At 61.9% G+C, this 14,628-nt stretch carries 12 protein-coding genes and 2 pseudogenes; 3 read left to right on the forward strand and 11 right to left on the reverse strand.

Annotation, left to right across the window (positions count from 1 at the left end; all coding sequences use genetic code 11):
• Window positions 1–97: 97 nt before the first annotated feature.
• The 4 genes from QN224_RS09035 to QN224_RS09050 form a co-directional block, all read right to left on the reverse strand.
• The gene (locus tag QN224_RS09035) at window positions 98–1,060 is read right to left on the reverse strand and encodes a dihydrodipicolinate synthase family protein (RefSeq protein ID WP_173511857.1); all 963 of its coding nucleotides are present in this window, start codon (window positions 1,058–1,060) and stop codon (window positions 98–100) included.
• A gap of 119 nt (window positions 1,061–1,179) precedes the next feature.
• Entirely contained in the window at window positions 1,180–1,884 is a 705-nt protein-coding gene (locus QN224_RS09040) for a GntR family transcriptional regulator (RefSeq protein WP_283976381.1), read from the reverse strand.
• 645 nt (window positions 1,885–2,529) lie between these two features.
• Entirely contained in the window at window positions 2,530–4,239 is a 1,710-nt protein-coding gene (locus tag QN224_RS09045) for a hypothetical protein (RefSeq protein ID WP_283976382.1), read from the reverse strand.
• A 51-nt stretch (window positions 4,240–4,290) separates the two neighbouring features.
• Window positions 4,291–4,536, reverse strand: coding sequence for a hypothetical protein (locus QN224_RS09050; RefSeq protein ID WP_283976383.1), 246 nt, complete (start codon window positions 4,534–4,536; stop codon window positions 4,291–4,293).
• Between the two features lie 294 nt (window positions 4,537–4,830).
• Between QN224_RS09050 and QN224_RS33850 the strand changes: the two are divergent.
• A pseudogene (locus QN224_RS33850) lies at window positions 4,831–4,937 on the forward strand (VapC toxin family PIN domain ribonuclease); the annotation flags it as partial.
• A gap of 146 nt (window positions 4,938–5,083) precedes the next feature.
• Here the strand turns inward: QN224_RS33850 and QN224_RS09055 are convergent.
• A complete protein-coding gene (locus QN224_RS09055; protein ID WP_283976384.1) occupies window positions 5,084–6,343 on the reverse strand; it encodes a DUF763 domain-containing protein in 1,260 nt (419 codons plus the stop codon).
• A 290-nt stretch (window positions 6,344–6,633) separates the two neighbouring features.
• Between QN224_RS09055 and QN224_RS09060 the strand changes: the two genes are divergently transcribed.
• Window positions 6,634–7,455, forward strand: a complete 822-nt coding sequence (locus QN224_RS09060) for a sulfurtransferase/chromate resistance protein (RefSeq protein WP_283976385.1) — start codon at window positions 6,634–6,636, stop codon at window positions 7,453–7,455.
• A complete protein-coding gene (chrA, locus tag QN224_RS09065; protein WP_283976386.1) occupies window positions 7,456–8,871 on the forward strand; it encodes a chromate efflux transporter in 1,416 nt (471 codons plus the stop codon). It begins immediately after the preceding gene.
• Window positions 8,872–9,012: 141 nt separating this feature from the next.
• Here chrA and QN224_RS09070 read toward each other — a convergent pair.
• The 6 genes and pseudogenes from QN224_RS09070 to QN224_RS09095 form a co-directional block, all read right to left on the reverse strand.
• A pseudogene (locus QN224_RS09070) lies at window positions 9,013–9,921 on the reverse strand (Ldh family oxidoreductase); the annotation flags it as partial.
• Window positions 9,918–11,042, reverse strand: a complete 1,125-nt coding sequence (locus tag QN224_RS09075) for a mandelate racemase/muconate lactonizing enzyme family protein (protein ID WP_283976387.1) — start codon at window positions 11,040–11,042, stop codon at window positions 9,918–9,920. The gene QN224_RS09075 and the pseudogene QN224_RS09070, both read right to left, overlap by 4 nt.
• Before the next feature lie 142 nt (window positions 11,043–11,184).
• Entirely contained in the window at window positions 11,185–12,075 is an 891-nt protein-coding gene (locus tag QN224_RS09080) for a glycine betaine ABC transporter substrate-binding protein (protein WP_283976388.1), read from the reverse strand.
• 22 nt (window positions 12,076–12,097) lie between these two features.
• The gene (locus QN224_RS09085; RefSeq protein WP_283976389.1) at window positions 12,098–12,853 is read right to left on the reverse strand and encodes an ABC transporter permease; all 756 of its coding nucleotides are present in this window, start codon (window positions 12,851–12,853) and stop codon (window positions 12,098–12,100) included.
• Window positions 12,850–13,965, reverse strand: a complete 1,116-nt coding sequence (locus QN224_RS09090) for an ABC transporter ATP-binding protein (RefSeq protein ID WP_283976390.1) — start codon at window positions 13,963–13,965, stop codon at window positions 12,850–12,852. Before QN224_RS09090 ends, QN224_RS09085 begins: the two co-directional genes overlap by 4 nt.
• On the reverse strand, window positions 13,962–14,624 hold the full coding sequence (locus QN224_RS09095; RefSeq protein WP_173511869.1) for an ABC transporter permease: 663 nt from the start codon (window positions 14,622–14,624) through the stop codon (window positions 13,962–13,964). The genes QN224_RS09090 and QN224_RS09095 overlap by 4 nt, the downstream gene beginning before the upstream one ends.
• Between the last annotated feature and the right edge of the window lie 4 nt (window positions 14,625–14,628).

Below are 14,628 nucleotides of genomic sequence, written 5' to 3' on the forward strand. Positions count from 1 at the left end.
TTGAATTGCTGCACGATGGTCGATTTCGAAATCGAAGCCACCAACGAGAAAGGCCCTCCGATCGGAGGGCCTTCTGTTTTGTGGGCCGATGCGGCGATCAGGCTTTGTACTTCTGTACGGCGCCCGGAAGCTTGCTCCACTCGGCATACCAAGTGTTGAAGAGCTTGAACTGCGCTTCGACATAACCGCGCTGGCTTTCCGACAGCACGTCGGTCTCGTTGAAGTGCAGCGTGTATTCCTTGTCGCCCTTCAGCACCATCATGTACTTGAAGTAGAGAACCAGATCCGGCCCTTCGTCGAAGGAGGAAAGCACGGCAAGCGCCTGCTCCAGTTCCAGTGCGCGCTGGCGTGCATCGACATCGCCTTCGGCGGCGGCCTGCGACAGGTTGCACATATGGATGACTTCCTTCGGCAGCACGCAGCCGATGCCGGTGATGGCGCCGGTTGCGCCGCAGTTGACGAAACCGTGGAACACGGCGGTGTCGACGCCGATCATCAATGAGACGCCATCGTCACGGCTGGTAATGTTCTCGGCCGCATAGCGCATGTCGGCGGCGCCCCCGAACTCTTTGAAACCGACGAGGTTCGGATGCTCGGCGCGCAGGGCGAAGAACAGGTCGGCGCGGGTGGCGAAACCATAATAGGGGCTGTTGTAGATGACCGCCGGCAGATCCGGAGCGGCCGAGAGAATAGCCTTGAAGTGGTTCTTCTGGGCGGCGACGACCGAGCCGCGCGAAAGCACGCGCGGGATGACCATCAGGCCCTGGGCACCGACCTTCTGGGCGTGGGCGGCGTGGGCGACGGCGGACGCGGTGTTGACGGCCCCGGTGCCGACAATGACCGGGATGCCCGCCTTGACCAGACGCTCGACGCCTTCCATGCGCTGTGCGTCGGTCAGAAGCGGCCAGTCACCCATCGAGCCGCAATAGACGACGGCGGACATGCCCTGCGCGATCAGCTCCTTGCCCTTGCGCACGAGGGCGTCGAAATCGGGGGTGCGGTCGTCCTTGCAGGGGGTCATCAAGGCGGGGATGACGCCTGAGAAAATCTTCGCCTTCATTTGAAACTCCTCTTGTCTTGTCGCGGGGCCACGGGCGTGCGCTTTGGTGCCGCTTCCGTGCCTTTGAAGCGAACAATAGCGTCTTGTATTTTATTTGTCGACAAGAAAAATACAGGCCGCTACAGGTCAATGTCGAGCTTGTTGTTTCGGGTGAACAGTTTCTGCACCTGCTCAACGATCTGCTCGGCATGCGCCTTGCCGAGACGATCGGCCGCCTCCACGTCGCGCGCTTCAATCGCGGCGATGATTTCCGCGTGCTCGTCGACGAAGCGCTGTGGGAACTGTTCCTCATAGGACTGGTAGTAGAGGCGGAGAATCCGCCGCCCTTCATCGAGCAACCGCCGGAACAGGCCGGTGAAATAGGGGTTGCGGCCGGCCTCGGCGATTGCCGCATGAAAAGCTGCATTGGTGGCGATCATGGCCAGTGCGTCGCGCGACTGGACGGCCGCCGCATAATCTTCGTGGAAGCCGCGGATGACCGGCAGGTCTTCCGGGCGGTGGTTCTGCGCCGCAAGCCGGGTCGTCACCCGGTACATCAGCACCAGCGCCTCGAAGAATGTGTGAAGGTTGAGGAAATCGATGTTCGACACCATCGTCGATCGATTCGGCAACGTGTCGATCAGCCCCTCTCCTGCCAGCCGCACCAGTGCCTCACGGATCGGCGTGCGTGAGAGCTTGAAGCGCTCGGCCAGTTGCACCTCGTCGATAGGGCTGCCGGGCGGCAGGACAAGATCAAGGATCTCGTCGCGAAGAAGGTCGTAGACCATCTTCACGCCGGAGCCCCGCTTGCGTTCCGGGAGGGAATTGTTGTCGCTGTCGGTCATTTGGCAAATCCTCTTGTCGACAAAAGGAATACTTTCCCCAGACAGCAGGATCAACAATTTCCGGGCGGTGCATGGCGCAGCTCAACAAGAAGTGGATATCGGGCTTGCTGCCGTGCGCCGACACTGCCATTCGTGGCCACAAAGAGCGAGTCCTTCGACGCTTATGCGGAGGAGCTCTGCAAGCGGCGACTGGCATGACGGTTTGCGGAAGCGTGATTCGACGTGTTCTGGCCATGGCACCGGTGCTGGCACGACCCGACCTTAGCCTTTCCGTTCATCCGGCAATATCGCGGCTCCGATCTTGATGGCTTGCTCCCATGCGGGCCCGCGATCGGCACGTGTGCGACCAACAGACCACCGCGTCAGTCGTGTTTTCCGTGAGTTCATGGTGCCGTGCGACAGACCGATGCGCCGCGCCAAGGAATCGATCGGGGCACGAACATCGCTACCGCCCGGGTGCGATCTATGGAGCCGGCCGAGCACGCTCGTACACCGCGTCAACGCTGGGGTCGATTAGATCAACGGGCACATCCAGCACGAATGCGATGCCCGCCCCGGCATGGAAGAGCAGGGCGAGCCTTTTGCGACGTAGTGACGGATCTGCCGGGGGAAGCCGCCAAAGCCGCGCCCTCCTTTCGCAGATCGTCAAAGCCGGTCGAGCCGCAGGACCGAGGTGTTGCCGACCCAGGCCTCGCGCCATCGACGCGTCGTTTTTTCAACCAGGGCCTCGTCGCCGCGTGCACGGTAGACCTCGCTCAGGCCGAACAATGCCCAGCCATTGTTCGGAGCAAGATCGAGGCTCTCAAGAAAGGCCTTCTCCGCGCCATCGAGATCGCCGACGCGGAGCAGCGCCGCCCCGAGCGACTGCCCGAGCGGGTAATACCAATGGCGCGGCTCCATATAGGAAAGGCGATCCTCCACTTTCTTGGCATCTGCGAATGCGCGGGCGGCAGCCGGCCAATCATCGCCCGCTTGGGCGATACGCGCCGTGAGGACGTGCCCGGCTATTTCCAACACGTCGGCAGCGGGCATTCCGCCGGCCGCCAGCGCGCTCCAGTCGGACGATCGCGCGATCTCGGCAATCGCCGCCCCTTCGACCCGAGCAGCTTCGAGATCACCGCGCGCAGCCTGGGCCACTCCGCGCATATAATGCCAAGCCGCGTCAACAAACGGGAAGGCGCCAGTGGGACGCGCGACCCCGAGGATCGTTTCAGGATCGCTGAACTGGGCATGCGCGAAGAGGGGCGCGGCCTTGATCGGCTGAACGAAGGCAGGTGCGGCGCGCGCGAGCTCGTCCGAGATCACTCCGGAGAGCTTCTGCGCCGCCTCGATTGCAGTCGGTCCGTCGCCGGCCATCTGCGCCGAAACCAGCAGGAAGTGGATATTGTGCGGATAGTAGCCGCCTGCATAGAGCCCCTCGGGCGCCACGGCCTTGAAGAAGGACTCGTCCGTTGCGACCGCACGGCGGTTGACCGCAAGCGAATCCGCGTAGCGTCCGACGCGGTAGTAGATGTGAGAGGGCATGTGAACGAGATGACCGGCATCGATCTCCATCTTCGCCAGGCGATCGGCGTGCGGCTCCGCCCGCTCGGGCGTCGTCGAGGCCTCGACAGCATGGATGTAGAGATGGATCGCACCGACATGGTTCGCGTTGCGCGCCAGCACCCGTTCAAGCGTCGAGATGATCTCCGCGGTCCTTCCCTTCGGCTTTGCGCCGCCGTCGGTCCAGTAGTCCCAGGGGCTGATATCCATCAACGCCTCTGCATAAAGAACGGCAATATCGTCGTCGTTCGGAAACTTACCGGCGACTTCGGCCATGGCATCTGCATAGGCTTGGTCGAGGACTTCACGGTCGGCATCCGGAGCGTAGCGATGGGCCAGCGCGGCGATCAACGCCTGCTCACGCGGAGATGCGTTCGGCGCCAGGGCCGTGGCCTTTGCCACCGCCGCCATTGCCGCAGCATTTGCATCGGGATCCATCGGTGCGTTGATGTTCGGGCCGAGCACGAGCGCCTCTCCCCAGAAACAGATCGCGCAAGATGGATCAAGTTTCTGTGCTTGCCTGAAACTGCGTGCAGCCTCGGCATGGTTGAACCCGAAACTCAGCATCATCGCCTGATCGATATAAGCCTGCGCTCCTTCGTTCGCCGTAGAGGCGGAGGAGCGATGACCGGTCAGATTTGCCCACAGGGGAACTTGGTCACCATCGGCAACCGGCGTCGGAAGCTGGTTGCCGCCGAACTGTTTCAGTTCCGTGTTCTTTGCCAGGTGGTACTTCGCATCATGGGCAAGTGTCGGGCCGGCGGCGATCAGAATCGCTGCGGACAGGGCGCTGGAGAGAAGGTGCGTTTTCATGGTCATTCTCGTCTGCTTTCGATCGGGGGGAGACCGTGGCACTCGGCCGCTTCACGCGCCCTTGTGCCGGTTGCTGGCTCGTGCAGAGCCGACGAGGTGTTCAACTTCGAAACGCGTTACGCCGATGTCCTTGAGGATGTGATCCGGCATCTCATGCAAGGCGCAGCCGCGTGCCCGACTGATCCGCCTGCGACGGCGGATTATCTCGGCAATCTGTGCAGCGTGGCTCAAGAAGGCTGGGCTTTGCGCTGCTGCCAGAAATGCCGATGGATTAATGCTGAAGGAGGTCTTGGACATGGTGCGTTCCTTCTTGATCTGAGTGTCCAGCAGTCGGTTGACACTCGCCAATGCGGCCGTCGGCGACGGATTCACCGCTTTATCGTTCCTGATGCGATGGCCAGCGTACGTTCAGCCCGCACGCGCGATCGATCTGTCAGTGGAAATACACCGGCTGTGCCAGTGCGGCAGTTCCGGAAGTAACTGGAAGCAGTCTTTGCGCCGCTTCAGCATCACGCGGACACACGCATGCTGCGGTCCGGAATAATCGATCCGGGCCATGTGGCCCGTGATGATGCGCTCGAATGGTTCGCGTCGCTCGCCAAGGCGCGTGGGGCCAACTGGCGGCAGTCGATCGCAAGCTCTCAGCTGCGGCGGTCACAAGGGGCAATTCTACCTTGATCACCACAAACAGGGTGTGAGTTCAACTCGATACATTATGGGATCCTCTTGGACCGAGAATGTGTTTTTGCCTCGCAACTGGGTTGCGGCAAGGGTGCTCCCGAACCGATAGCGCAAATAATTTCTTCGGATGGTCCTTTGGCTATCCAACACCGCCTACCCTCGCCTAGGAGCTTGCTTTCTCGTCGGACTGCTCAGGATATGCCTCCCAGCCAAAGACGCTGCGACCGTCCCATTCGGGGGACCGGCGGAACTCCCCGGCGACAATTTCTTTTAGATCTGGGCCTGTAACGTATTTCTCCAGCTGCCTCGCCTGATCGTCCAAGCGTCTCAGCGCCTGCAGCTCCTCATCGCGACCCAGCCGCGCTTTGGTCACAGCCGATTTCATTACGCGGATCGTCTGATCGTAGATTTTGAGTGGCACGGGAAACGGGTGGCGATCCTTGCCGCCGTGTGCAAGGGAGAACCGCGCGGGATCGGCAAAGCGGCAGGGGGCGCCATGCACCACTTCTGCCACCATCGCGAGCGCGTTGACCGTCCGCGCACCGACGCCTGGCACGAGCAGGAGCTGTTCGAAATCTTCAGGTCCGCGATCGGCCGCCGCAGCAAGCGTTGCATGCAACCGCTTCATGTTGATGTTTTCCTCTCGCACCTCATGATGTGCCGGCATTACAAGGTGCGGCAGCAGGGGTTGCGCGAGTTCCTTCGTTTCGACCTTCCGGTCCATCGCGAATACCTCCCGGACAATTCGATCGGGTCCGTGAGCGGTTAACAGGTCAAGCTGACTACGTCGCGACGCTGCAGCACGCCTGTCGGCGAGATTGACGATTTCACCTTGGCGCCTTCCTTCTATCGCTGCATGGGGAGAATCGACGAAACTGGAAACGCCTTCTGATAGCCAGTGATAGCGCCGAGCCTGTCGTTTATCGCCATTCATGCCCTGCTGCACGACCACCCATTTGCCGTCGTCGGCCACGATGAAACTGTGTAGGTAGAGGTCGAAACCATCTTGAACCGCCGCGCTGTCGACCTTTGCGACGAGCCGGCTGGTAGTTGCAAGACCGCCGCCGTCGATGCCGACGCGGTTGCCGATGTCTATCAATTCGTCTGGTGTCTGCCTCGAGTTTCGCCCACGTCCTCCGCAAACATGAATACCCAATTCCCGCGAAAGGGGTGTGAGGCCGCGTTTCAAAACGCCAATGACACTGGTTGTGATTCCGGAAGAGTGCCAATCCATCCCCATGACGCAGCCCAAGGACTGAAACCAGAAAGGGTGCGCCAAACGCCGGAGAAACTCGTCGCGGCCATATTCGATCACGATCGCCTCAGTGATGACCGCGCCAAGCTTCGTCATACGGTCGCCCAGCCACCGGGGAACCTTGCCACCATGAAGCGGGAGATCCGCACTGCCTGCTCTTTGAACCATCTGTTCCTTATAAACCGCCAGTCGGAGTTATGACAGGGAGAAGTTCTTCAAATGTTCTCTTTTGCGCGGATTTGTTAGGGGCGAAACATCCAAGTACACGCGTTGGGCAAAGGCGAACCATTATCGACGTATTGCGCGACGATCAGGCCTCTGCGTTTCCTACGAGTCGAACCGCTTGACAGGACCGGGCAAAGAGCGGAAAACACCGCGCATGGGGGGTTGCGATCACCCCACGAGGCGACAGCCGAAGCATCGCGTCCAATCAACCGCTCACACGGAGGACGCGTCATATGTCGTCACTGCTCGAAATTTCCCCAGAGAAACTTGCCCGCCTGATCGGCACCCCCAGATGCCCCGCGCTCATCGATGTCCGGATCGACGAGGATTTCGACGCTGATCCGCGTTTGGTGCCCGGCTCCATGCGGCGCGACTATCGCAATGTACAGGAGTGGATTGCGGAGCTCGATCGCGACTCAGCGGTGATCATCTGTCATCGCGGCAAGAAACTCAGCTACGGTGTCGCCGCCTGGCTTCGCCACTATGGCATTGCCGCCGACGTCCTCGAAGGAGGCTTCGAAGCCTGGGCTGAGCTTGGCTATCCGGCCATACCCGCTTCCGCAATACCGGAGCGGGATACGAGCGGACGCACCGTCTGGGTGACAAGGGCGCGGCCGAAGATCGACCGCATCGCCTGCCCTTGGCTGATCCGCCGCTTCGTCGATCCGCAGGCAGCCTTCCTGTTCGTGTCGCCTGCCGAGGTCGAGGTGGTCGGCGAGCGCTTCGCCGCGACGCCCTTCGACATAGATGCCCCGATCCGCTGGAGCCACAAGGGTGAGCTTTGCACCTTCGACGTCATGGTCGAGGAATTCGGTCTTTCCACCGAACCGTTGCAGCGGCTCGCCACGATCGTGCGCGGCGCGGACACCGCCCGCCTCGATCTCGCTCCGGAAGCGCCCGGCCTTTTGGCGGCATCACTCGGTCTGTCGCGTATGTATGCCGACGATCTTGAGCAACTGGAGGCCGGGATGCTGCTCTACGACGCCTTTTACCGCTGGTGCCGGGATGCTACCGACGAAACGCATAACTGGCCATCGCCGAAAAAGGATTCGTAAATGACCGAAACTGCAAACAGGGCCGCGCCGGGAGCGGCGCGGCAGGAATACGCCCACAGGATTCCGTTCGGCGAGGCCGTACGGGTCTGGGCAAGAATTGCGGCCTTGAGTTTCGGCGGTCCTGCCGGCCAGATTGCGGTGATGCATCGCATCCTCGTCGACGAAAAACGCTGGATCGGCGAGCACCGTTTTCTGCATGCCCTGAACTACTGCATGCTGCTGCCGGGACCGGAGGCGCAGCAGCTTGCGGTCTACATCGGCTGGCTCCTGCACCGTACCGCCGGCGGCCTCGTTGCCGGCACGCTGTTCGTGCTGCCGGGTTTCCTCTCCATCCTCGGCTTGAGCTATATCTACGCAGCCTTCGGCAATGTCACCGTCGTCGAAGGGCTGTTCTTCGGCCTGAAGGCGGCTGTGCTCGCCGTTGTCATTCATGCCGTCTTCCGGATCGGTGCCAGGGCACTCAAGAACCGGCTGATGATCGGCATCGCGGCGGCCGCTTTCGTCGCCATTTTCTTCTTCCGCGTCCCATTTCCGCTGATCATCCTGACCGCGGGTATATTCGGCTATGTCGGCGGCCGGTCCGGTTCGCCGCTCTTCCGGATTGGCGGCGGTCACAAGGCGGGATCCGGTCCTGTCCTGAAGGACGAAGATTCGCTGCTCGGAGAGGAAACTCCGGCCCATGCCCGTCCGAACCTTTCCTGGTCGGTGCGTGTCTCGGCGGCGTTCCTCGCGCTCTGGCTCCTTCCCTTGATGCTGCTTACAGCCTTCCTCGGCACGGACAATATCTTTACCCAGATCGGGCTGTTCTTCAGCCAGATGGCCGTCGTCACCTTCGGCGGAGCTTATGCTGTGCTCGCCTATGTCGCCCAGGAAGCGGTTCAGCACTACGGCTGGCTGAAGCCCGGCGAGATGCTCGACGGCCTCGGAATGGCCGAGACGACGCCTGGCCCCTTGATCATGGTTGTCCAGTTCGTCGGCTTCATGGGCGCCTACCGTGACCCGGGCTCGCTGAACCCGATGGCGGCGGCGACGCTTGCGGCTATCCTGACGACCTGGGTGACCTTCGTTCCCTGCTTCCTTTGGATTTTCCTCGGAGCGCCTTTCATCGAGCGCCTTCGCAACAACGCGGCGCTGACGGGCGCAATGTCGGCAATCACCGCCGCCGTCGTCGGGGTGATCCTCAACCTCGCCGTGTGGTTCGGGCTGCACACGCTGTTTGCAGAGGTGGTGACGTGGAGGCTCGGTTGGTTCGCGCTCGATGTCCCCGATCCATCCTCACTGGTGCTGCCATCGCTCGTGCTCACAGCGGCGGCCGCCATCGCAATCTTCCGTTTCCAAGCTTCGATCATCGCGACGCTGCTTGCCTGCGCCGTCGCCGGACTCGTTTGGACAGTCGGAGCAAATGCCTTGATCTAGGTTGGGCGTCATTCGACGATTGACGTCGCTGTGTTGTTCAGTTCGATTGAGACTCCTGGGCGCGCCTTCCGGTTTTGAAAGCCGCAGGGCCGCCTGCCACAGGTCGGCATCGACGCAAACGGCCCGCTTTCGTCCGGAGTGTCCGGGAAGCCTTACGCCGGCGGCTTCATGAGCTGCCATCAAACCGTCAACGGCTTCACAAGAGTGCCCGGCGGAGAAATGATCGGGATCGATGGCAATCAGGAATTGCCCGACGCGCGGCGGGCCGCCCTCGTCGTTTCCAAAGGCGCTCGCCTCTGTGCTCAGCGCCGAACCGGTCAGGGCGGCAGCAAGGATTTCCACGAGAAGGGCGATATTGGCGCCCTTGCGACCGCCAGCAGGCAGAAGCGAACCTTCCAGGCCGGTGGCCGCGTCGGTCGTCGGCTGCCCATGCTTGTCCTGTGCCCAGCCGGTCGGTATCGCCTCTCCGCGATTGCGGCGCAGGATCATCTCCGTCTTGGAGACTGCGCTCATGCTCTGGTCGACGACAATGGGAGGAGCCCCCTCTTTCGAAGGTACGGCGAAGGCAAGCGGATTCGTGCCGAAGAGCGCCCGCGTCGCGCCCGGCGGCGCGACGGACGCCGGCGCATTCGACAGACAGATGCCGATCAGGCCGGCATCGGCGAGCGGGAGGATGTGATGGCCGAGCGCGAGGCAATTGTAGGAGTTGCGCACTGCCATGGCCGCGACGCCGGCGCCGCGTGCGGCGCCGATCAGGGCCGGCATGCCGGCGGCTATGGCAGGATGCGCGAAGCCGTACCGTGCGTCGACCGAGACCGTGGCACCGCGTGTCGTCACGTCTGGAACGGCTTCTCCATCGACCTTGCCGACCGTTAAATGCCTGCAGAAAATCGGCAGATAGTAGAGGCCGCAGACGCGATTGCCGTCCGCCTCCGCCCTGGCGATCGCCTGCGCCACGGGGAGCGCATTATCGACAGTCGCGCCATGGCCTGTCAGCGCCGACAGGCAAACCGCCTCTATTATCTCCCGGGATGTTCCGACCGTGGTCATCGGCTTGCCGCGTAGCGTCTTTCACCTTTGACGACGAGGTCGTCGGCGAGTTGGAAACCGAGACCCGGTTTCGTGAAGGCATCGAGCCAGCCGTTCCTGGGCGCCAGGTCAGGCGAGGAGACGATATCCTTCTGGACGAGCTGCCACATGATCTGGTTGCCATCGTCGAGATTGGGGATGGCTAGCCCGATGTGGTGCTCGGCGCAGGTGGTAATCCCGGTGGTGAAGGAAGAATGGATGCAGATTTTCAGCCCGGCGGATTCCGCTACAGCGGCCGCCTTCATCATCGGCTGTATTCCGCCGATCTCGCGCGGGCCGATGCAGATCATGTCGGCGGCCCGCTGGCGGCAGATCTCGTACACATCGTAGAGTGTGAAGGCCGCCTGATCCGCAACGATCGGAATGCCGACCTTCTCACGCACATGCGCCATGGCGGGAATGCTCCAGCTCACCGTCGGCTGCTCGATGAACTCGATGTCGTACTTCTCGAGCTTGCGGCACATGTTGATCGCATCATGCACGCTCCAGCCTTCGTTTGCGTCGAGGCGCAGGCGCGCGTCGCCGATCTCGCGGCGAACCGCCGCGGTGATCTCCAGATCGAGCTTCTCGCCGCGGCCGACCTTGAGATAAAAGACCCGCTCGCCCTGGGCATGACCAACGGCGGCATCACACGCAAGCTCTTCGGCGGTCTCGCCCTGAAGGAAATAAAAGTAGCCGACCGCCTTCCGGTGCGCCCCGCCAAGCAGTTGGTGCACGGGCAGGCTGGCGAGCTTGCCTTGAAGGTCCCACATAGCCATGTCGATACCTGAGAACATCTGGTTGGCCGCCCGCATGATATTCGCGCCGTGCCCGAGATATTCCTGATGGAAGATGCGCGCGATGAGCGGCGCCACGTCATGGGGCGAATGGCCGACAAGATGGTTGGCCAGGCGGTGAAGGATGGCCGCGGTTCCGGTCTGATCCGGCGCGACCGTGCACTCGCCGATACCGATCGTGCCGTCATCCGCCTCGACCTCGATGAGATTGACGGCAAATGCTTCGCGAATGCCGTAGGACCAGTGGTAGGGCTGCTTCAGCGGCAGGACGAGCGGGCGGACGCGGACGCTTGATATCTTGACCATTCTCGGGGTTCCTCAAAAAGGTGGCCGGCATTGGCCGAGCCATGCATTTGGCGCCCGGCTTTCCGGCACGCACCTTCCCCTCCCGCCTGCGGGAGAACCTGCAGGCGGGCGAGACATTCGATAGGACGCGAAGAGCGTGGCCTTACATGCCGAGCGACTTCAGGTAGTCGGCGGCCACGGTTTCGATGGTTTTCTTCTCGACATCGACCTCGCTGTTCAAACGCTGCATCGTGGCATCGTCGAGCTTTGTCGAGACCGCTTCGAGCGTACCCTGGAGATCCGGATTCTCGTCGAGGACTTCCTTGCGCACTACGGGGGTCAGCGCATAGTTCGGGAAGAAGCCTTTGTCGTCCTTCAGCGTCTTCAGGCCGAGTGCTGCGATCTGGCCGTCGGTCGCCTGGGCGGCGATCGTGTCAAGATCACCATTGGCGAGCGCGTTGTAGGCAAGACCAAGGTCCATCGGCCGCACATTGGCGCGCCCGGCCTCGAAACCGTAGACCTCCTGCAAGCCGATCAGGCCGTCGGGGCGCTTGGGATACTCGGCCGTCGTCCCCATGAGAATTTCCTTGCCGTCGTTATACGCCTTGGCGAGGTCGGAGATCGTCTCCATGCCTTCCGTCTTGACGTTGCCCGGCTTGATGACATAGGCGTAGGTGTTGTTCGCCGCGGACGGAGCCAGCCAGACGAGGCCTTTTTCGCCATCCAGTTTCTTGACGCGGTTGTAAGTCTCCTCCGGCGAAAGCCGTTCCGTCACCTTGTTGAAGGTGATGAGTGATGTCCCGGTATATTCCCAATAAAGATCGACCTCGCCGTTCTCCAATGCGGCGCGGACGATCTTGGTGCCCATGCCGTCCTTCTTGTCGACGGTGTAGCCCTTGCTCTCGAGGAGCTGCTTGGTGATCTCTGCGATGATCAGCTGCTCGGTGAAGTTTTTCCCGCCGACGGTAAGCGTCGCTGCCCAGGCGGAGGTCGCGACGAGCGCGATGGCCGCCGCTGACAGAAGGGTTTTGGCAAGTTTCGGTGCGAAGTTCATTTCAGTTCCTCTCTCGTTTTTGTTATCGCAACGGATTGATGCCTCGTGGGACGAGGTAGTACTGGACCTGGCCGAATACGAAATCGACCAGGACCGCGATCATTGCCGTGGGAATGGCCCCGGCCATCATCATCGGGAGTTCGTCCAGCGAGATCCCGGTGAAGATCAGTTCGCCAAGCCCGCCCGCGCCGATCAGAAAGACCAGCGGCGCGGAGCCGACGCAGATCGCTAGCGCCGTGCGGATGCCGCCGAAGATCACGAAGAGGGCGTTTGGGAGTTCGACGCGCCACAAAACCTGCCGCGGCGTCATGCCCATGCCGGTTGCGGCTTCCACCAGGTGAGGCGGCACCGCGCGCAAGCCAGCATAGGTGTTGCGCACGATCGGAAGGAGGGTGGCCGCCCAGAGCCCGAAGACTGCGGGCACCGTACCGATACCGAGCAGCGTCATGGAGAGCGCCAGGATCGCAAGGGTCGGCACGGTGCTGCCGATATTGAAGATCTGCATCACCGCCTCCGAAATGAAGCGGAAGGCAGGCCGTGAAAGCACGATGCCGACCGGCACGGCCACAAGGATGGCAAGGCCTCCAGCCCAAGCGACCAGTTCCAGGTGCTGAACGGCGAGATAGGAGATGTCATCGGAATAGGCGAGGATCTCCTCAGCCATGCCGCTCCACCATAGCCAGACGACGGTTCCGGCCAGAACGATCAGTACGATCATCGGTGCGATTTCGACCCGGTGGCGTTGCTGCGGTGCGGCCTGGTCGACAAGAGCGCTCATGCCTTCCCCCCGTGGCCCAGATTATGCACGATGGACCGGTAGCTCATCACGCCCGCCATCCGCCCGGCCTCGTCGACGCAGGGCAGCAGCGGCATGTCGTGCGCGAACATCAGCGACACGGCTTGCCGCAGATCGCCGGTGGTCGGCACGGCAGCCTTTACCGGTTCGGCATGATCGCCCACGGTACCGGAGCGCACCTCTGCCGCCTGCTCGCTCAGAAGAGATTCCGGCACGCCATCGGCGTTCAGGACGAAGGCTGCAGCGCTGCGCGACGAACGCATGCGCTCAAGGGCATGCTCCAGCGAATCCGAGCGCCGAACCGTGATGAAGTCCGTCTCCATGGCGTCGCGCACCGAGACAAGCCTCAGCCGCTTGAGCGCCCGGTCCGAGCCCAGAAAGTCCTCGATGAAGCTGTTCGCGGGCCGGGCGAGCAACTCGTCCGGCGCGGCATACTGTTCGAGCTTGCCGCTACGGAAGATCGCGATCTTGTCGGCCATCTTCACCGCTTCGTCGAGATCGTGCGAGACGAAGATGATCGTCTTGCGGATCTCTCGCTGCATCTTCAGGAACTCCTCCTGGATGACTTCGCGGTTGATGGGGTCGATCGCCCCGAACGGCTCGTCCATCAGCATGACCGGCGGATCGGCCGCAAGCGCGCGCAGGACGCCGACACGCTGCTGCTGGCCGCCTGAAAGTTCGTTCGGATAGCGCTTGAGGAAAAGGTCTGGCTGAAGACCCACAAGCTCGAGGAGTTCTTTCGCTCGAGCGCGCGACTTGCGGCGGTCCCAGCCGAGCAGATCTGGCACCACACAGATGTTTTCCTCGATCGTCTTGTTTGGGAACAGGCCGATCTGCTGGATCACATAGCCGATGGACCGCCGGAGTTCGATTGGATCGACGGTGCTGGTGTCCTTGCCGTTGATGAAGACCTTGCCGCTGGTCGGCTGGATCAGTCGGTTGATCATCTTCATCGTCGTCGTCTTGCCGCAACCCGACGGGCCGAGCAGCACGCAGATCTCGCCGGTGGGGAGGTCGAAGCTTACGTTGTCGACCGCAACGAGAGGATCATGCGCCGGACCGTAGTGTTTCGTCAGGTTCTCGAGCCGGATCATGGCGTGACCTCCCACCGGATGCCGCGTGATGTGAGAAGGCGCTGCACGAGCGCGAGGAAAAGGTCCGCCGCGATCGCAAGCAGTGAGACCGCAAGTGCGCCGGTCACCAACTGACGAGGATCGGATTGGCTGATACCGCGCGAGATGAAGGTGCCGAGACCGCCTGCCCCGATATAGGCGGCAATCGCCGTCACGCCGATGTTCATGACGACGGCTGTCCGCACGCCGGCCATAATAACCGGTATGGCGAGCGGGATTTCGACCTGCCGCAGACGCTGCCAGGTGCTCATGCCCATCCCTTTCGCGGCCTCGCGAAGAGCCGGATCGACATTGGTGATGGCGGTGTAGGTGTTTCGGATGATGGGGAGCTGGGAATAGAGAATGACGGCTACCACCGCCGGGACATAGCCGATGCCGTGCCCGATCGGCGAGAGCAGCGGTATCATCAGGCCGAACAGCGCGATCGACGGAACGGTTATCATCATTGACGCAAGATAGAGAACGGTGTCGGCCGTGCTCTTCGACTGCGTGATGACAATCCCGATCGGTACCGCCGTCGCGATCGCAATCCCTACCGCCAGAAAGACGATCGAGATGTGCTCGAGCGCCCGCGTGCCTATGATGTCCAGATTGTCGATGATGAACCGGACGATTTCCATTCGT

It is taken from the genome of Sinorhizobium sp. 7-81 (genome assembly GCF_030124405.1).
Lineage (GTDB): Bacteria > Pseudomonadota > Alphaproteobacteria > Rhizobiales > Rhizobiaceae > Sinorhizobium > Sinorhizobium psoraleae.